Annotated in this window: 17 protein-coding genes, 1 pseudogene, 1 riboswitch and 1 other annotated feature; all 18 genes and pseudogenes read right to left on the reverse strand. The window is 39.2% G+C overall.

Translation table 11 applies throughout. From position 1 onward, the window contains the following. Positions 1-104: 104 nt before the first annotated feature. Positions 105-179, reverse strand: a pseudogene (locus tag DES38_RS12115) (JAB domain-containing protein); the annotation flags it as partial. Positions 180-584: 405 nt separating this feature from the next. Continuing rightward, positions 585-1,187 carry a RadC family protein gene (gene radC, locus DES38_RS07845; protein WP_110251627.1) on the reverse strand — a complete coding sequence of 201 codons (603 nt, stop codon included), beginning with the start codon at positions 1,185-1,187 and terminating at the stop codon, positions 585-587. 266 nt (positions 1,188-1,453) lie between these two features. Continuing rightward, positions 1,454-2,011: a hypothetical protein gene (locus tag DES38_RS07850; protein ID WP_110251564.1), complete on the reverse strand. Its 558-nt coding sequence runs from the start codon at positions 2,009-2,011 to the stop codon at positions 1,454-1,456. Then, positions 2,001-2,549 (reverse strand): PilN domain-containing protein, encoded by a 549-nt coding sequence (locus DES38_RS07855; RefSeq protein ID WP_110251565.1) that lies wholly within the window; start codon positions 2,547-2,549, stop codon positions 2,001-2,003. The genes DES38_RS07850 and DES38_RS07855 overlap by 11 nt, the downstream gene beginning before the upstream one ends. Positions 2,550-2,563: 14 nt before the next feature. Continuing rightward, positions 2,564-3,661, reverse strand: a complete 1,098-nt coding sequence (pilM, locus tag DES38_RS07860) for a type IV pilus biogenesis protein PilM (protein WP_110251566.1) — start codon at positions 3,659-3,661, stop codon at positions 2,564-2,566. 26 nt (positions 3,662-3,687) lie between these two features. After that, a complete protein-coding gene (locus tag DES38_RS07865; RefSeq protein ID WP_110251567.1) occupies positions 3,688-4,440 on the reverse strand; it encodes a prepilin peptidase in 753 nt (250 codons plus the stop codon). 65 nt (positions 4,441-4,505) lie between these two features. After that, the gene (locus DES38_RS07870; protein ID WP_110251568.1) at positions 4,506-4,856 is read right to left on the reverse strand and encodes a prepilin-type N-terminal cleavage/methylation domain-containing protein; all 351 of its coding nucleotides are present in this window, start codon (positions 4,854-4,856) and stop codon (positions 4,506-4,508) included. 84 nt (positions 4,857-4,940) lie between these two features. Next, positions 4,941-5,024, reverse strand: a riboswitch (cyclic di-GMP riboswitch). Between the two features lie 80 nt (positions 5,025-5,104). Beyond that, a complete protein-coding gene (locus tag DES38_RS07875) occupies positions 5,105-6,307 on the reverse strand; it encodes a type II secretion system F family protein (RefSeq protein WP_110251569.1) in 1,203 nt (400 codons plus the stop codon). 15 nt (positions 6,308-6,322) lie between these two features. Continuing rightward, positions 6,323-7,360 (reverse strand): type IV pilus twitching motility protein PilT, encoded by a 1,038-nt coding sequence (locus tag DES38_RS07880; RefSeq protein WP_110251570.1) that lies wholly within the window; start codon positions 7,358-7,360, stop codon positions 6,323-6,325. A gap of 11 nt (positions 7,361-7,371) precedes the next feature. After that, complete coding sequence (locus DES38_RS07885; protein WP_110251571.1) at positions 7,372-8,994, reverse strand: GspE/PulE family protein; 1,623 nt, start codon at positions 8,992-8,994, stop codon at positions 7,372-7,374. A 21-nt stretch (positions 8,995-9,015) separates the two neighbouring features. Then, positions 9,016-10,443 (reverse strand): pilus assembly PilX N-terminal domain-containing protein, encoded by a 1,428-nt coding sequence (locus DES38_RS07890; protein ID WP_170114370.1) that lies wholly within the window; start codon positions 10,441-10,443, stop codon positions 9,016-9,018. 92 nt (positions 10,444-10,535) lie between these two features. Continuing rightward, complete coding sequence (locus DES38_RS07895; RefSeq protein ID WP_110251573.1) at positions 10,536-11,990, reverse strand: pilus assembly PilX N-terminal domain-containing protein; 1,455 nt, start codon at positions 11,988-11,990, stop codon at positions 10,536-10,538. 8 nt (positions 11,991-11,998) lie between these two features. Then, complete coding sequence (locus tag DES38_RS07900) at positions 11,999-12,436, reverse strand: prepilin-type N-terminal cleavage/methylation domain-containing protein (RefSeq protein WP_110251574.1); 438 nt, start codon at positions 12,434-12,436, stop codon at positions 11,999-12,001. Beyond that, a complete protein-coding gene (locus DES38_RS07905; RefSeq protein ID WP_110251575.1) occupies positions 12,429-12,887 on the reverse strand; it encodes a type II secretion system protein in 459 nt (152 codons plus the stop codon). Before DES38_RS07905 ends, DES38_RS07900 begins: the two co-directional genes overlap by 8 nt. A 136-nt stretch (positions 12,888-13,023) precedes the next feature. Then, complete coding sequence (locus DES38_RS07910; RefSeq protein ID WP_170114371.1) at positions 13,024-14,310, reverse strand: bifunctional folylpolyglutamate synthase/dihydrofolate synthase; 1,287 nt, start codon at positions 14,308-14,310, stop codon at positions 13,024-13,026. Between the two features lie 147 nt (positions 14,311-14,457). Next, positions 14,458-17,103 carry a valine--tRNA ligase gene (locus DES38_RS07915; RefSeq protein WP_110251577.1) on the reverse strand — a complete coding sequence of 882 codons (2,646 nt, stop codon included), beginning with the start codon at positions 17,101-17,103 and terminating at the stop codon, positions 14,458-14,460. A gap of 52 nt (positions 17,104-17,155) precedes the next feature. Beyond that, positions 17,156-17,389, reverse strand: a binding site (T-box leader). 78 nt (positions 17,390-17,467) lie between these two features. After that, on the reverse strand, positions 17,468-18,766 hold the full coding sequence (gene hemL / locus DES38_RS07920; RefSeq protein WP_110251578.1) for a glutamate-1-semialdehyde 2,1-aminomutase: 1,299 nt from the start codon (positions 18,764-18,766) through the stop codon (positions 17,468-17,470). Positions 18,767-18,796: 30 nt separating this feature from the next. Next, positions 18,797-19,984 (reverse strand): glutamyl-tRNA reductase, encoded by a 1,188-nt coding sequence (hemA, locus tag DES38_RS07925; protein ID WP_110251579.1) that lies wholly within the window; start codon positions 19,982-19,984, stop codon positions 18,797-18,799. Positions 19,985-20,075 lie beyond the last annotated feature (91 nt).

Raw genomic sequence — 20,075 nt, forward strand, 5'->3', positions numbered from 1 at the left:
CTTAAACCATGCGATGGTCTCAGCACACTTTTCAATCCGCTGATAAGGTTCACGTCCATAGAATTTGTTAGCAATTCTAGATCATATCATGATCACTTCACATGTTAGCGGTGTAGGCGCACGCCAGATGGATGATTATGCAGACAAACAATGGAGGCCGCAGACCGTTTTACTGCTTCTCTAAAGTAGGGTCAATCAGTGATTTCCCTCCAAACCGTACGTACTCCTCTCAGAGTATACGGCTTTCCACTCAAACCAAATCTCATTTGAGCTGCTTTCCTTCGCCATGTATAAGGCTCTCCCTTACGCCGACTACTACGAAAGCTCCGTTACCTTATCTATCGCTGGATAAACTTAGGTAATCCCCAGTTCGTCAATTAAAAACAATTCTATGTTAGCGGATATGACATTCGTTCTCCTCACTTCATTAAAGTTGGGTTGTTTTTTCATCACGTCTTCCAAGCAAAGTGTCAACAAAGAAAACAAAAACAATGTAGCCCCGCCGGCTCCCCGAGAACCATCATTCAAGCAGTTTAGCTTTTATCCTTATACATAGTTCACCTCACCCTATAGCTAGAGTTTCTTCAACAGGCTATGGTCCCCTTGCTGTTTCCAGTTAAGGTAAGTTGAATGGTGAGCGAACGTTGTGATGAATGCTCGCCTATCTTAGATAGATTTCTTAAGTGACTACATGGGCGCACCACTTCACGCGGATGAACGATTGAGGCGTTCAAACTACCAATAAACACGGTTTGCTTATGAATGATTTGATTTTTAGTGTCTAAAAACAAGACAACAAAATGTTCCTGTTTGAGTAAGCGCATGTCTTCCATGACATAATTCGCACCATCTTCAGGACAACGAATGATATATCGGTCGGTTTTCTTAAACCGACCCATCCGATTTCCTAACTCAATGGCCGCTAATATGCTGACTGCCTTCACCTCCCCAATCCCCTTAATATGCACTAACTCCTCGAGTGTCGCTTCGCGTAACAATTCAATGCCACCAAAATACTGGTAAAGTCGTATTGCTAAATCATAGACACTTTCATTACGGGTACCCGATCCGATAATGATTGCTAATAATTCTTGGTCTGATAAATGCGAAGGGCCACAGGTGATTAATCGTTCGCGCGGACGATCATTTTTCGGGATGTCCTTCATTTTGACATGAAGTTCAGGCATACTCAATATAAACTCCTCCTTTCCTAAGTGATAGTTATAGTTTAACCATTTCTATGACAAGTACAACTTAATCTTTTTCTCTGAATTGACTCCGTTACCTCTAATCAGCGTGTAACTTTAAAAAACTTAAGTCATTTGTTTAATATCAGTTTACTATTCGCGCTGAAAAAATTGATTCGCCGCTATAAATAAATGACCCTTAGTGGATAGACTTTAACATCTATCCACTAAGGGTCTCACTGTAAGAAAACCTTTAAATGACGCTATTAATTAATGATCACTTGTTGGTTGTAAAACGCACGCACAATAATAGTAGCTTCTACTTGTTCAGAATTGTTTTGCGTAATTTCAAGATCTGTGACTTCAACAAGTCGCTCAATCATTTCAATTTCAGCTAAAAAACGTTCAACATTTGCTCGTTGATTAGCCGAGAGTGTTATTTGGTATTCAATCGACTCAACATTTGTCGGATATAAACCTGATTCGTTAGTGAATTCTGATCCACTTAATGCGATTTGTGAAATGGTAACATCTGTCTGATTTTCAACTAAAAAAATCATTTCAACAATCTGGTCAACTGCTTCCTCAGTCGGTAAACGATCACGTACCGCATTTGCCTCTGCTAATAATTCGTCTTCATTCGCTTCGTTTGCTTCCGATTGTAAAATAACGGCACGTTGCTCTAGAAGGACGCTTTCTGTCTCCTTTAACTCTGTTGTGATTGGATCAAGCCAATAGGTCGTTCCGTAGTACATCACCGCTGCGACAATTGCCCCAATCATTATCGAGACTAATGTATATGTTTTATTCCATTTAAAGGTCACGAGACAGCACCTCACTTAACGACAAGCGGTCAATCATGATTGAAAATCTTGTGTCATAAGTTGCTGCTTCTCCAGTTACCTCAATTGTTTCTAAAACAACATTTGTTACATAGGGTAAATCTAACAATTGACGTTGTAAGCTAACCACATCCGCTTCACTTGGTAAAGCAAGTTGCAATTGTACATTTCCAGTTATCGAAAAGATAAATTGATTGATCAATGTATCACTTAGATTAGGTATTTGATCAATCATCTCATCGTACAGTGCTTTTGCAGGGTATTTATTAGCTTGTAACGTTTCTGCGTCTCGTTTTAATTGGTTGACTTGATCTCCAATCAAATTAACGCGTTGCAGCTCAATAACTACAGCTTGTTGTTGCTCAATCTGGCGTTCATTAATCGTAATATCTTCTCTGATTTGACTAGTCATCCAACTGAAATAAAACACAAGTAAGCCGGAGAGGATAAGCGCGGTACCTGTAATGACCCATGGCGTGATGTTTTTTTTCTTTTTTTCAAAAAAATTAATATTAACCATTTGCTTATCCCTCCCTACTCATCGTTCGTAACTGATAATTCACTTGTTGTATTCGAATCGTTCATACTGTTTTTCTCGTTTGTTCTATAAGCTTTAGATTTGTTATCACTTTTCTTTTCTTTCTGTTGTTCCTTTTTTAGCTTAACATGTTTTTTTGGTTTTGATTCTGTTTTTAAAGATAAGCCATATAATACACCACACCCCATCGGTAAATCCTGGGGAAGTGTTAGAATTTCGATTGATAAATCAAAACGTTCATCAAGGCTTAACTGCAATTTCGCCAAATCAGGATGGTCACCAAGTAATAATATATTTGTAACCGCGGCTTCTCCGTCCATGATTGAGTATTGATAAAAGTCCATGAAACGTTCAATGGTAATTAGTGTTTGATCACGTACTTCTTCTAATTCTTCTGGTGAAGACTGAGATACCAATGTAGCCTCTTTTGAATCTAACTTCCATTCTTGAAACGGATTTGAGGCATGAACGTGGCGAGTAAATTTCGGAATTTTCTTATGAAATACCGTAAGCACTAAATCAACTTTATTCCATTGAATCATTAATAGGTGCTCATTATCATTTGGTTGGTGATTTACTTGATAGGTACGATAGGCACTTAAAAATGAGACATCTGCAACTTCTGCATTCAGCGATGCGTTTTCAAATAAACGATAAAAAGGTTTCAATCGTTCTTCCGGATAAGCAAACAGTAGAATTTCATTAGTATCCTCACCACGAGTCAATACTTCAAAGTCTATCATTGGATTCTTAAATGGCAAACGAATACTCCCCTCTAATTGTAGTCGAATGTATCGTTTTGCTTCTTCTTTTTCCAATTGATTTGGGATCTCTTCTGTTCGCATTGTCAGAAAGCTATCTGGAACGATAAAGGATAACTTCGCACCTTTCCAATTCTTTTGTTCGACTAACATTTTCACCTGTGATTTTAATTGTGCTTCGTTAATAATCCGACCATCTTCCATGATTACCTTATCAAAAAAAAGTTCCCCGTCGTCAATTGTTCCTTTTGACTGTTTTGCCGGGCAAACCAGGTAGCGTATGCTTCTATCATTGATTGACAGAAAGACGTTCATCTTTTTAAATAGTCCCATTTGTTTCATCCTTTGCTAAAAAGAGTCTAGAAAAAACCAAAATACCAATTAATCATCGGTTCTCCAACAAATAACACGGTTAGTGCTGCTAAACTGATGTAAGGACCAAACGGCACTTTTGATTTGCGTGTCACTTTTCCCATAGCCAATAACACCATATTGACAAGTGTACCATAGATGGTCGACAGTAAAAATATCAGCAAGACATGTGTCACGCCAAAGGCGTAACCTAAAACGAAGAAGTATTTCATATCGCCAGCACCCATTCCGCCCTGACTAAGTAAAATCACCGCAAAAATTAACGCGAAACCAACGAGCGCTCCAACGGGGGATGACCACCAAGGATTAAGTGGAGCAACAAAACGCATAATCATAATCAGTGGCAAAAAAATGAGTAACAGTTTATTCGGAATTAAATAATATGTAAGATCAGTTACAATAATAATCACACTTAGTGAAACAATAACTAAACTAAGACCTAGCTCCATGCTGAAACCATAAACGAGATAACTGCTTAAAAACCCCAGTCCTGTTAATAATTCAATTGCTGGATAAATTGGAGCAATTGCTTCTTTACATCCCCGACATTTCCCAGCTTGTAAAAGGTACGACACAACAGGAATAAGTTCATAAGCTTTTAAGGTTTTTTTACATTTAGGACAGTATGAACGTTCCTCTTTCAAAAAGTCACCCTTTGGCACCCGTAAACCAACCACGTTAAAAAAAGAGCCCATAATTAAACCCAAGACGAAAAAGAAACTGCTATAAATATAGATCATTATCATTCGCTCCTAGATAGAAATAAAGACCCCTCGTAGGGAGGAGTCTTTTTGTATTAAGCAAATTAGTCATTTAATGTAATAACACCATTTTCATCTTTATTAAAAGTTCGATCGGTATCAACAGAGATATCTGCCTCTCCAGACGCACGTTCCTGTAAATACCCTTCATCAATAACATCTTGAACAGTTGTCACATCGCTATCGATTCCCTCTTGAATGTCATATAATCTAGCTGCATCAACAACTAATTGTTCCTCCGCAGCCGTTGCGTCATCTTCTGCTGTGTCAATGATATTACCAATTGCTGGAATCGCAATCGCAACGATAATTCCTAAAATAACGATAACCGCTAAAAGTTCAACCAGCGTAAACCCTTTTTCATTTTTTAACATTTTTCTTAATTTGTTCACCATAATAATTCCTCCTTAAAATATAAAAATATAATAATGGTTCGATCCATGGCGTGTAAAAAAAGACCCACAACATAAATTAACCATTATGATGTCAGTCGGTTGCACTACTCACTCCTATTTATCCAAGTGCCCAGATTAAGATAAATAATCATTATGTCTGATATTCTACTTATACCTATTATACTATTAAATCGACACATGTCCATCATTTGTCATATAATATTATTCACCTTTTAAACAATTGTTTCCTAAACACCTTCAAACAGGCTAAACATCGGGACAACAATTGCCAAAACAATCGCACCAACAACGATCGCAAGAAAAATAATCATAACTGGTTCAATTAAGGCTTTTAGTTTGTCAGCAGCTTCTTCCAATTCCTCTTCATAAAACTGCGCTACCTTTTTCAACATCTCGTCCATTGAACCTGTGGCCTCACCGACCGCAATCATCTGTGTTATTAATTTAGGAAACACCCAATGTTCCTTCATTGGCTCAGCCAAAGATTCACCATCTTCTAGCGATTTATGACTCTCCCTTAAAACTTTTTTAATCACTCGATTTTCAACCACTTTTTCGGTGATAGTCACTGCTTCTAAAATTGGTACCGAGCTATTTAACAGTGAGCTCAATGTCTGTGTCATTCTGGCAAGGGCTGCTTTTTGAATAAATACACCAAAAAGTGGTAGTTTTAATTTAAAGTTATCAAAAATAAAGGCGAACTTTTCTTGTTTATTTAACGTTCTAACAACTATGATCAGCCCTATGACGAAAAGCGCCAATAACCACCAAATAGAACCAACAAGTTCACTCATATTTAATACCAATTGCGTATAAGCTGGCAATTCTTGATCAAAAGAGATAAACATATCCGCAAACACTGGGACAAGAAAAGCCATCAAGAAGATGGTGATTAAAACTGCCAGAACACCAATCACGGCTGGGTACGTAAGTGCTGTCACAACTTTTTGTTTTAGTTGGTACTGCTTCTCATAGTAACTAGCCATCCGGTCTAAGATTTCATCTAATCGCCCACTAACTTCTCCTGCATTAATCATACTCACCAATAACTCCGGGAAAAGTTTCGGGTAATACCCTAGTGCTACCGATAAGGGTTCTCCTTCTTCGATTCGTTCTTTTACTTCTTCTAAGGCACTTGTCAACGCTTTAGAATTCGATTGTTCGGAAAGTATCTCAGTCGCTTCAACAAGTGAAATCCCTGCATCAATTAACGTAGAAAATTGACGCAAGAATATAACGAAGTCTTTATTTTTGATTGGACTACCAAGATAAATATCTTTATATAGAAATGGATTCATGCGTTTAATCTCAAAGACAAATAGTCCAATTTGTTTTAATTCAGACAAGGCGTCGCGCTCATTTTCACTTTCTAATTTTCCCGTTGTGAGTTTTCCTTCTGTCGTTCTAGCTTGATATTGATAAATCGGCAATCGATTCACCTCCCATTATGACAAACGTCCCGTTAAATATGGCTCTGCATCTTTCGGAGAAATAAGGCCTTCACGGACCTTACTGGTGATATCCATTTCCAGCGTATGCATGCCTTGATCTTTGGATGTCTGCATCGTGTTTGGAATTTGATGCATCTTTTCATTGCGAATTAAGTTTTTAACCGCAGGCGTGTTGATTAATATTTCGGTTGCGGCTACCCGGCCGCTTTCTTGTGCTCGTGGGAATAAACGCTGCGAGACGGTAGCTTCTAAAACATTAGCTAATAATATCCGAATTTGATCTTTTTGATGCGCTGGAAAAACATCAATGATACGGTCCATCGTCGAGCTTGCGTTTTGAGTATGTAAGGTACCTAGGACTAAGTGGCCTGTTTCAGCCGCTGTGATTGCCGTTTGGATTGTTTCTAAATCTCGCATTTCACCTACCAATATCACATCAGGATCTTGGCGCAAACAAGCGCGCAGACCTTTTTGAAATGATGTTGTATCAAACCCGACCTCTCGCTGATCGATAATAGACTGCTTATGATTATGCAAGTACTCAATTGGATCTTCAAGCGTGATAATATGCTTATTCATGTGTTCATTCATATAGTCAATCATTGAAGCAAGTGTTGTACTTTTTCCGCTTCCAGTCGGACCAGTGACTAAGACTAAACCATGTGGTTTAGCCGCAATATCTTTTAACACTGGTGGTAAATTTAAATCATCAATTTTTGGTATGGTTGTCGGAATGACGCGAAAAGCAATGGAAATATTGCTGCGCTGATAGAACATATTAACCCGGAACCGGGAAACTCCAGCAATCCCATGCGATAAGTCTAATTCCCGCTCAACCATAAACCGTTCCCACATCTCATCATTAACTAAAGTGCGGGCTAACTGTTTCGTATCCTCCGGCTTTAACACATCACCTTTATGCGGGATTAAGCGACCATCAATGCGAAAGATAGGGACCGATCCAACCGTAATATGAATATCTGAAGCATTCTTTCGGAATGCTAGTGTGAGTAAATCTTTTAGTTCTTCCACAGTATCCCTCCTTATCCATCAATCGCTACCCGCATGACTTCTTCAATCGTGGTTAACCCTTGCTTCACTTTGAGTAGACCGTCATCAACTAAAAAATGCATGTTTTGTTCTTCAGTATAATCTTTAATTTCGCGCATGCTGGCATTATTCATCATCATTTGCTTTACCTGGTCATCGATCACCAATAATTCATGAATTGCCATCCGTCCACGATAACCTGTGCCACGACAGCTGTCACAGCCTTTCCCTTCAGTGACCGTGTCAACTTCCAGATGGTGTTTTTCGAAAATATCTTTTTCAATTTCTGTTAGTGTACGTGTTGTTTTACAGTCTTTACAAACCCGCTTCACTAACCGCTGTGCCATCACCCCGGTCAAAGATGACACAACCAAGTAGGGTTCAACCCCCATATCAAACAGCCTAGGAATCGCATCAACAGCACTGTTTGTATGCAGGGTGCTAAATACAACATGACCGGTTAGAGAAGAACGAATAGCAATTTCAGCAGTTTCTCGGTCACGAATCTCACCAACCATAATAATATTTGGATCTTGCCTTAATATCGAACGTAAGCCCGTCGCAAAGTTTAAACCAACCGCACTATTTACTTGCACTTGGTTAACCCCTTCAAGTTGATACTCAACAGGATCTTCCACGGTAATGATATTGACATCTTCCTGATTTAATTCATTTATTGAAGAATACAACGTCGTGGTTTTACCAGAACCGGTTGGTCCAGTAAGTAAAATAAGTCCGGAAGGACGACTAATCACATCACGGTACTGTTTCAGTGTATCTTCATTGAGATCAATTTCTGTAAGTTTTTTAAATATATTTGTTAAATCTAAAATACGAATAACAACTTTTTCACCAAACACCGTCGGTAACGTCGACACACGTAAGTCAATCGGCTTGGCATCAATAACTAATCGAATCCGACCATCCTGAGGTAAGCGTGTTTCAGTAATGTTTAAGTTCGCTAATATTTTCACTCGCGCAATTAATGCATTTTGAATCCGTTTAGGTAAGGTTCGATCACTACGCAAGATTCCGTCAACCCGGTAGCGCACTGCTATCTTCGCTTCACTTGGATCTAAATGAACGTCACTTGCTCTTAATGTCACACCAGTTTGCAAGATTTGATCAAGCAGTTTTACAGCAGGTGCATCTTCACCTTCTGTGTCACCTGATAAATCGTCTTCCATATCATAATACTTATTAATTGCCTGCAAAATGTCTTCTTTCGTCGCAATCACAGGTTTTACTTCAAAACCTGTTGAAAGCTCCAAATCATCAATCGCGTAGTAATCAAGTGGGTCATTCATAGCGACAGTCAGGACATTTTCATGCTGATCAATTGGAATAAGGATATTTTCACGGGCAACTTCTTTCGGAACCAAGTCCATCAACTGCTCATTGATCGGAAAACGATACAGTGACACACTAGAAATATTCAGTTGGATTTCTAACACTTCAATTAATTGCTTTTCCGTAATAAACCCTTGTTCAACAAGAGCATCGCCAAGTTTTTGACGTGATTTTTTACGTTCTAATGTTTCGAGTATTTCTTCTTCTGTAATTAAACCTTCAGCTTTTAGAACATCGCCTAATTTTCGTTTTAATCGAACGGCCATAAACATCCTCCTGAAATTTATTTAATCAATGATTGTTGGCTCTGGAATGATTTCAACTTTGTTTTCACCACTCCCTGCCCCGACGCCGAAAGGAAACTGGCTGGTATCAACCTCGCTCACATTTAAGGTTGCACCGCCCTTGGTTATTAGCTCTTGGACGGCAATAAAGCCATTAATTGTTCCGTTTTCAAAATTAAAGGTTGCTTTTGGCGCTAGAAAATAACCATCGGTCGTTGCTCCGCCACTGACAGTAATGGCGTCACCTCCAGAAACGATAAAGCCGGTAAAACTTTGACCGTTACCAAAAGATAAATCTGCTTGTTTATTAAAAAGCGAGCCGTTCACCGCATTTCCGCCACCTATTTGCACCGACTCTGTCCCACTATAATAAACATTTAGCTGGTCTGTTGCAGCCGTGGTGTTAAGTTGACTACTTCCTCCCCCATTACGATTACCAATTTGAAACCGTTCACTAATATATAAGTTTACCGTTCCACCGCCGACAATTTCTATCATTCCTTGTTTCACAAGAAGGCGTTCCAAATAAATATTAATATCGTTTCCCTCTGTATCAATTGTTAATGTTCGGTTACTATTAATCGATATCTCTTCAATGAATACATCACTTGATTGCGTAATTGTTTCATTGGTACCCCCTTGCAATTGAATATTACTGATTGTTTCTGATGGCGGGTTAAATACCGGAAACTGATTAATTAAGGCATCAAATTGATTAAAGGTATCACCAAAGGTGTAGTTCTCTATATTAGGAACATTATTGTAATTATTTGGATAATCTATCAGATCATTTGCGTAGTTATCAGGTGCATATAAGTCACCATTGAAATTGGTGCCCCAATCAAGCTCGACTGCCCCACTTACTCCACTACCTATATAGAGATCGCCATTTATGGTTGTTCGTAAGTTCATCTTAGTGCGAATCATCCCTGCAGTTCCTGGAGGAATATAGGGTAGAACGCCTATCTTATTCCATTTGACAATGAAGTCACGACGCACTGTTTGTGTACGTTGACCAATCTGTCCTCTAGCTAAAAGACGAACAGCGCGTGCATCTCCACTGCCCTCTATCCGCTCAATTTGAACTTGAGCAGTTGGTTGTTTACCTGTATTTACTTCATAATGGTTGTATGTTTTATTATGCAATTGATTCGTTAGATCGATAGTCAACTGATTAAAAAAACTATCCGATTGATTAAACAATGTTGCATTTGTGGCAATTATATCTGAAGCTTCAATATAAGCTTCATTCAGACCCGCTTCAGCAATGTAAAAAGCAGCTTGATAATCTTGTTCTTGTCTCGTTAAACGCACATTTTCGATTGCTAGTGTACCAATTGTAATACCAAGTATTGATAAGACAACCATCGTCATCAGTGTTATGACTAAACTTGCACCACTTTCATCTTTGAATCGCTTCAACTTACTCACCTACTTTCGTCTATGTAACCATAAAACGAAAAACAGTCCATACTGTAGTCTATCACTTATGTAAGTAAGTTAAACTAAAATTAATTATTGCATTAACTTCCGATACCTGGTCCTGCTGTAATTAAATCTTCGATCCCTTGGTTATTTGTTGGTGGTTTTTCACCTTCATCAATTGTTATAAAATCTAAAACAAAACCTGACGTATCAACTTCTTTGTACTCTAACCTCATACCGTTGCCTGCTACAAATCGGTCAACAAGTGCAACACCAGAAAACCATACCCCACCTTGAAAATTCGCTTCAGCATACGGACCTACAATAATATATTCACCTTTAAAACCATTATCTGAGTATACGAAATCACCACCCGTTAATAGGTACCCTAAGCCATTGTGGTCATTATGATTGCTATTGCTACTCATCTTTACCACTGCATCTTTAACAATTATGCCGGCATTTACAGTGTCTGTTTTTAAATGTAACGGGGTATGATTATGGTAAAAGAAAGTTAATTGATTCGTTCTACCACCGCTATTCACGCTACCATATTGTAGATTCAGTTGATTCAAAACATGGACCGTTAATGATCCATCTCCTATAATATTTATTTGTGCCATGCCAGCCGTATTTAAGTTTTTAACAACGATTGTTTGATCACTATTACCAACGTCAATATTTAAAGTCCCTGCAAGATCAATGCTCTCAAAGTAATAGTTATCCTTTATCTCCAACGTATGACTTGTTAACCTTCCATTATATCCCGTTCTTAGTCGTCCGTTGTTTATAACCGAAATTTCTTGACCAAGCACATCCTCCGTTACATTCGGATGTGTCATCAAGGTAGGTGCTGAGGGAAAATTATTAAAAAAATCGTCTAATAGCGACCAATCCACTGTTAAATTCGGATTATCTTCAATATAATCAACACCATTACTTTTAGGCTTAAAACTATTTTTAGTAACATTGACAACGGTCGTTGTTCTTGATTCTACTAATGCATTGCCATGTATTCTTCCGCCCCCATATACCTTTAATAAAGATCTTACCACTGCAGCATAGCCTTTTGGTAGAGTTGGCGTTGGATATTGACCGTTACTACCTTTAGCGATCCAATTAAGCGTCACACGCTTATTGATAGATCTTTGTCTGGACCCGATTCGACCTAATGCAATAATCTCTATTTCATTTCCACTATCATTTTTGACTGAAACTTCTGCAACAGGTGCTTCATTGTTTACTGCTTCAAAATCATCATATGTTTTATCAAATCTTGCCGCAAGCGTTGCGTTTACTTGGTTTAAAAAAGCTTCCTCAGTCGATGTTGTTTGGTAGCTATGATGGACTAATTTTTCAATTTCTAAGTAAGCTTCGTTTGCCCCTGCTTCAGCTATATAGTGAGCCGATTGATAATCGCGTTCTTCTGCTGTCAGTTTCACATTGGCGAGGGCAATCGATGCAGTGGTTGTTCCCAAAACAACTAATATAACTAAAATCATTAAGGTGGTAGCTAACGCTGCACCAGATTCATCATTGATTAGTTTTCGCATGAGTTTTGCTACCTCCTAAAGTATACCGTCGTTGTAAGCGTTGCTCGTTTTCCTTTGTCATTTAACGTACTTTCGATTTCAATATTTATTTGCCGCTCATTAGGTTCTTCCCAGTTGAAAGTGGAAATATAATCACTGATTACGACACCATTTCGTTTCAATGTCGAAGCTTGGTGTGTATAATTATTTTCACCTAGCGTGAGCGTCGTCGTACCATTAGTTCTTGTTACCGTTGCGCCCGTATCTGCTGTTACCTTACGCACATCCGTTGTTAGTTGACTCATAGCCGCTCGTACTTCATCTTGAAGTTGAATTGTTTTATTTTGCTCGAAATATTGCCGTTGACCGAATATATGCGCAGAACCCACTAATAATAAAATAATCGATAAAATAGCTAATGCTGCAAGAAGCTCAACAAGGGTGATTCCTTTTTCGTTTTTAATCATTCAAATCACCTTCTCCGAAAATCATTCGTGTCTCATGCTTCGCATCACTATTTCCAGATACATTGAACGTAACAACTACTTTAAGCAAGCGATCAATCAAATTGCCTTCTTTATCTTGGGCTGGTTCAATGATAATCATACCCGTACCGCTTCCATTATTAATTGTATAGGTTGCCGGAATGGTGCCATCACTGCTGCTGATATCTTGAAGATTTACAACCGCTGTATGAATGCTTGCAAGTGTTTGTCCATCCATTGCGGCAATGTTATATACTTCTTCTATGTATTGCTGAGCAAAAAAACTCGCATCTAACGTGTCTTCTGACATCTCAGTCGTCCGCGCAGAATTAATAAAAAAAGTAAGGAACGTGACCACAATTAATGATAATATGACAATTGAGGCAAGAACTTCAACTAATGTTAAACCCGTTTCATTTCTTAAGCATTTCATGATGCACGCACCTTCCCCTCACAAATATATAGTTAAATCCAAAAGAAAGAGCTAACGCAAGTTAACTCTTTCTTTTTCTGCCGGTTAAATTATCTGTATTTTCTGAGTAACTTTACTTAAGTATAAGCTTAAATGGTTATTTCTGCAATACAATCGCCCCAATATATTGGCGAACTTTCCCAACAAAATCAAGTGAGCCCACAACATAAGTCACATGATTATCTTCCGCATTTTCCATTTTCTTTGATAAATAAGCTTGCCAATCATCAACCAGCGTAGTCTTTAACAGCTTTGGCACAGACTCAGCTAAGGTTTCAAGTGATGCTGCTCTTGGATGATCAAAGCTGGTTAACTGAATATCATTTGTTAGTTCCACTAACTTTTCGAGCATCAAAGTAATGGGTTTATCTTTAAATGCCGCAAATAAAACGGTAACAGGTTGATCTTTTTTGATATCATTTCTTACTGTATCGACAAACGCTGTAATAGCCTCGGTGTTATGCGCACCATCAATGATAATGGTTGGATTTTTTGAAACAGCTTCATAACGACCTGCTAATTGTGCTGCAGCAATGCCATTTTTAATTTCACTGATACACACGTTCTCACCTAGTTGATTTAAGGCGAACAATGTTTTAATCGCAACAGCTGCATTATGGGCTTGGTGTTTCCCTTTCATCTGTAAGCGTAATGGCATTTTTAAATTAAATGATTGATAGAAGATTTCTCGTCTTTCTTCAATCACACTAAATTGTTCACCGTAAAGATAAATGGGGGCATGCAAGCGTCGCGCTTCTTTTTTTATAACCGTTAACGCTTCTTTATCCACTTCACCAACAATGATCGGTACTTTTTCTTTAATGATCCCTGACTTGTGTGCAGCAATCTCTGCTAGTGATGTCCCTAAAAAGTTTTCGTGGTCATAACCAATTGAAGTAATGACTGAAGCAATCGGTGTAAATACATTAGTGGCATCTTCTCGTCCACCAAGCCCCGCCTCAATACAAGCAATATCGGCTGCACTTTGAAAATATATAAAAGCGACTGCGACTAAAATTTCAAATGAACTTGCTTGGTCGTCAACGTGATCAAGTTTAACAACCGTTGGATACAAACGATTAATTAGCGCTAAATAATCGTCATCGCTAATCGGCTGGTGATTGAGTTGAATCATTGCTTGTCGATTTGTCAGTGTTGGTGATGTGAACGTTCCTACATTGTCTCCACAGGCGCGGTAACATGCACTTAAATAAGCCACTGTCGAACCCTTTCCATTAGTTCCTGCAATATGAATGGCCTTAAAGGGCTGTTGATAAAATCCCGCGTCCTCCAACAGCGCCTTCACGCGTTGTAAACCTGGCTTTACGCCTAATTTTTCTCTCTCATCTAAATAAGCATCGACAGCATGAACTGTGTTAAACATAAGATGCCACCCCCTTCTTGTAATCATGCCTAACATTGTAGCCCTTTTTAGGTCGTTTGAAAAGTGTTTAAGACATCTTTTACATAAATAAAAAGAACGCTCACTCAATTTGCAGTGAACGTTCCATTTATTTAGCTTGTTTGTGCCTTATTTCTTCAATTCTTCCATGCGTACTTTGACTTTTTCACGTTTCTCAATGTAGTCTTGCTGTTTTGCTTTTTCTTCGTCAACAACCTGTTCTGGCGCTTTATTAACAAAGCCTGGATTTGATAACTTTTTATCCACCCGTTCAACTTCTTTGGTTAGCTTTTCATATTCTTGTTGTAAACGCGCCAATTCTTTATCAATGTCAATCAGACCAGCGAGTGGCAAGAATATTTCTGCGCCCGTTACAACTGCTGACATTGATTTTTCTGGAACGTTAATTTTTGTATCAATCACTAACGTATCGGTATTGCAGAATTTTTCTAGATAGTGTTTATTAGTGATTAATTGTTGATGCGCACGTTCATCTGAGACTTGAATAAACAAATCAATCTGTTTCGACATCGGCGTATCAACTTCTTGACGAATGTTACGGACAGAGCGAATGATTGATACCAATCTTTTCATTTCTATTGCCGCCTCTTTATTTGATTGTGTTTCATCAACAACCGGCCAGTCAGCGACAGTAATTGACTCACCTTCTTGCGGCAAGTATTGCCAGATTTCTTCGGTTACAAATGGCATAAATGGATGTAACATTTTCAAGATTTGATCCAAGACATGAACCAACACAGAACGCGTGGTTGCTTTTGCTGTTTCATCTTCTCCGTAAAGGGGCAATTTCGCCATTTCAATATACCAATCACAGAAGTCATCCCAAATAAAGTTGTATAAGTAACGACCCGCCTCACCAAAATCATAGCGTTCGGTATGCTTATTGACCTCTTTAATCGTTTCATTCAGACGTGTTAAAATCCATTGATCAGCGATGTTTTGATTTTCAGTCATATCAATATCTGCTGCTGTCATTCCTTCAGTGTTCATCAAGACAAACCGAGAAGCATTCCAGATTTTATTAATAAAGTTCCAGGTTGACTCTACTTTCTCCCACTGGAAGCGTAGATCTTGACCTGGTGTTGATCCGGTTGCTAAGAAGTAACGCAATGAATCGGCGCCGTACTTCTCAATGACGTCCATTGGATCAACGCCATTACCTAGTGATTTACTCATTTTACGTCCTTGCTCATCACGAACAAGTCCATGAATCAAGACATCATCAAATGGCCGTTGGTCTGTAAAGTGCTTCGATTGGAAAATCATGCGTGCAACCCAAAAGAAAATGATATCATAGCCGGTCACTAAGGTACTCGTTGGGAAGTATCGGTTAAATTCATCATCTTCTGTATCCGGCCAGTTTAACGTAGAGAATGGCCAAAGTGCAGATGAGAACCAAGTATCAAGGACGTCTTCATCTTGTTGCCAGTTGTCACTGTCTGTTGGTGCATCTTTGCCAACATAGATCTCACCCGTCTCTTTATGATACCAAGCAGGAATCCGATGACCCCACCATAATTGACGCGAAATACACCAATCACGAATGTTATCCATCCAGCGTAAATATGTGCCTTCAAAGCGTTCAGGTACAAAGTTAACTTTCTCACTTTCATTTGCTTGACTCTTTAATGCATCTTCCGCTAACGGCTGCATATTAACAAACCATTGTGTTGAGAGGTACGGCTCGACAACTGCACCACTGCGTTCGGAATGCCCAACCGCATGCATATGTTCTTCGATTTTAAAGAGGACACCTGCATCTTGTAAATCCTTAACAATTGCTTTGCGGCAGTCAAACCGATCCATTCCCTCATATTTACCGGCACGTTCATTCATGGTTCCATCTTCGTGCATCACAAGTACACGTTCTAAGTTATGGCGATTTCCAATTTCAAAGTCATTTGGATCATGAGCTGGTGTAATTTTCACTGCACCTGAACCAAACGCCATATCAACATAATCATCTGCGACAATGTCAATCTCACGACCAATGATTGGAAGAACGACTTGTTTGCCAATCAAATGTTGATAACGTTCATCTTTAGGGTGAACCGCAACCGCAGTATCGCCCAGCATTGTTTCCGGACGTGTCGTAGCAATTTCGATATGACCTGAACCATCTTTTAATGGATATTTCATGTGATAGAAATGCCCCATAATATCTTCATGGATCACTTCAATATCAGAGAGTGCGGTTTTCGTGTGCGGATCCCAGTTGATGATATATTCTCCGCGATAAATAAGTCCTTCTTGATAAAGTTTAACAAATACTTCGTTAACTGCTTCAGATAAGCCATCATCTAAGGTAAATCGTTCACGTGAGTAGTCCAAACCCAGCCCCATCTTCTCCCACTGCTCGCGAATAAAACTTGCATATTCTTCTTTCCAATCCCAAGCTCTTTCTAGGAACGTTTCGCGGCCAAGATCATAACGATTCTCACCTTGTTCTTTTAATTTTGCCTCTACTTTTGCCTGCGTTGCGATTCCGGCATGGTCCATACCTGGTAAATATAAAACATCATAACCTTGCATCCGCTTCATTCGGGTAATAATATCTTGTAACGTTGTATCCCACGCATGACCAATATGGAGTTTACCTGTCACGTTTGGTGGTGGAATCACAACGGTATACGGTTTTTTCGACTCATCTTTCGTCGCTTCAAAAAATTTGTTGTCGATCCAATATTGATACCTGCCTGCTTCCACTGCTGTCGAATCATATTTTGGGGGTAAATTCGTTTGCTTTTGTTCCATTGTTGTTTTCCTCCTTTTTAATCACAAAAAAACCCAATTCAGCCTTTATTATATAAAGGACGAATTGAGTTGTCATTTCCGTGGTACCACCTTTGTTTACAATCATTCACTGACTGCACACTTCATTAAATGAATAACGGTATTTAACCGACTTGGCCTACTTAGGTTCAACCAAATTACATCCGAGGCTACCTTCAGGGGATCGTGGCAATAGAAACCTCACAGCCAAAGGGTTTCTTCTCTAAAATTGTCTCCTCACCTTACTCTTCCTCATCATCGTATCACTATAAGTTTATACTTTAGTTTATTTTAGCGAATCTTACTAGTAAAATCAACAGATACTTTTATATCTTGGTTAACCCGCCTAAACCAGTGGTACTAATTGTTTAAAACTTACATCAATTGCTGCAATTGTTTTATCGATATCCGCTTTGGTATGAGCAGTCGATAAAAAGACACCTTCGTAAGGTGAAGGCGGCAAGAAAATATCTTGGTCAATCATTGACTGGTAATATACTTTAAAAAGATCATGGCGGCTCGCTTTCGCCGTTTCATAATTATAAACAGGTTCATCATTAAAGTAAATCCCAATCATCGAACCGGCTGTATTCACTGTGAGTGGGATGTTGTATTTCGCTTTTTTCTCGAGAAACCCTTGCTTTAATTGATCAATCCGGTCTTCTAAGTAATCATAACTCTCCACTGTTAAATTCTTTAACGTTTCAATTCCTGCCGTCATCGCAAGCGGGTTCCCTGAGAGGGTTCCAGCTTGATAAATCGTCCCCGCCGGGGCAATCTGTTCCATAATTTCTCGTTTTCCCCCGTAACAACCGACTGGCAAACCGCCACCAATCACCTTGCCAAGACACGTTAAGTCTGGTGTGACATTAAAATAGCCTTGTGCACTTTCATACCCGACCCTAAATCCAGTCATGACTTCATCAAAGATCAATAGCGCTTGGTGTGCAGTTGTTAGTTTGCGAAGACCAGCTAAAAAACCGTCAAGAGGCGGAACAACCCCCATGTTACCAGCAACGGGTTCCACAATTACACAAGCAATATCATCACCATACTGATCAAAAGCAGCCTGTGCAGCAGCTAAATCATTATACGGGACGGTAATTGTCTCAGAAGCAAGGCCTTTAGGCACACCCGGGCTATCAGGTAATCCGAGCGTGGCGACACCAGAACCTGCCTTAATTAACAACGAATCGCCGTGACCGTGATAACAACCTTCAAACTTTAAAATTTTCGTTTTTTGTGTATAACCGCGTGCTAAGCGCAGAACACTCATCGTTGCCTCTGTCCCTGAGTTGACCATCCGAGCCATTTCAATCGACGGTACCCGGTCAATGACCATTTGTGCCAGTTGATTCTCAAGGAGTGTCGGCGCGCCAAAACTTGTCCCACATTCAACTGCTTTCTTTAAAGCATCGACCACTGAAGGCGCTGCATGTCCTAAAATTAAAGGCCCCCAACTTAAAACATAATCAAGATAGCAATGGCCATCGATATCATAAATATAAGCACCCGACCCTTTTTCAATAAATAATGGATCCATGGCAACAGAGCGAAACGCACGGGCAGGTGAATTCACGCCACCTGGCATCAATTCAACGGCTGCTTTATATGCTTGTTTCGCTTTCGGAAATTGTTTTTCCATTGTCCAGTCCTCCTTGTTTTGAAACAGTTATTACTGCTTGTTCATTTTTTTTAGTTCATCAAGCGTTGGCTTTAAATTGAGATGAAGTGCATAGGAAAGATGGTCTTCAATCACTTGTTGTTCCCGTGCAGTTAAACCTGGTAATTTATTAGCAACACTAGTCATGAGTTGGTCAAGGTGTTGACTTTTTGTCGTGAAAAGTGTTTTTAACGCTTCTTCGGACTGCTGAAAGACAGTTCGATACACCTCTGGAACAGCTCTTTCAATCGCTTGTTGAATCAAATCAGCTTTATCTCTTCTCAAGTACGTGTGATGATCAATCACGGCAGCTAAATCATCAAGGTTATAGGAACTAATCTCTTCCAACAGACCAACAGAAGCTTCGACACTGCGTGGAACTGATAAATCAATGATCATTAGTGGCTTTTTACGCGAACGGAACTGTAGCATACTTGCTGTAAGAAAAGGTTGATCAACGTTCAGCGTACTAATGATTAAATCTGCATTTTCAAGCTGATCGGAAACCGTTGACAAATCAGCAACAGTCACATCAAATTGCTGATTCAGCGTCATTAACGCCTCTTTTGAGCGATTTAATACCGTAACCGTATCATTTGAGGTACCAGTAATATATTCAATCGCTAGTTTTGCCATTTTACCTGCACCTAAAATAACTACAGCTAATCGCTCTTTAGACAACTTCTCAGCTGCAAATTGATAGGCCATTCGACTTAATGAAATGGGGTGGTTGTTGATGCCAGTTTTTTTGTGCATATCTTTTGCAAAATGAAGCACGCTTTGAAAAAGGCGATGAATTTCTTTATCTGTACTTCCATTTGCCTGGGCGGCAAAGTATGCTTGTTTCACTTGCCCAAGAATTTGTGTTTCCCCTTTAATTGCAGCTTGCAAACCGGTCGTCACTTCATATAAATGCTGGACAGCTAATTGCTCAGTTTTCACATCAACAAAACGATCAAATTGGTCGCCATTAAAATTAAAACAGCTTCGCATTTTCTCTTTTATAAATGACGTTTGATTGGTTGTTGTATGGAGGTAACATTCAAAACGGTGACAGGTGCTTAAGAGCACGCTGCCACTAATTGATGCTTGGCTGTCTAACGCTTCTTGCCACTCTACTAAGCATTTATCCGTCAGCGCTAATTGTTCACGGACTAACAGCGGTGCCCGTTCGTGATTGATGGTGAACAATTGTATCATCTGCCTCTTCCTTTCTTTTACTCGCAAGCATTCCACTTTCTATGCTAAAATAAACAATGCGTGTTTAGCGTTCTAAGATTGTCTCTACAAA

The organism is Streptohalobacillus salinus (assembly GCF_003201605.1).
GTDB lineage: Bacteria > Bacillota > Bacilli > Bacillales > Amphibacillaceae > Streptohalobacillus > Streptohalobacillus salinus.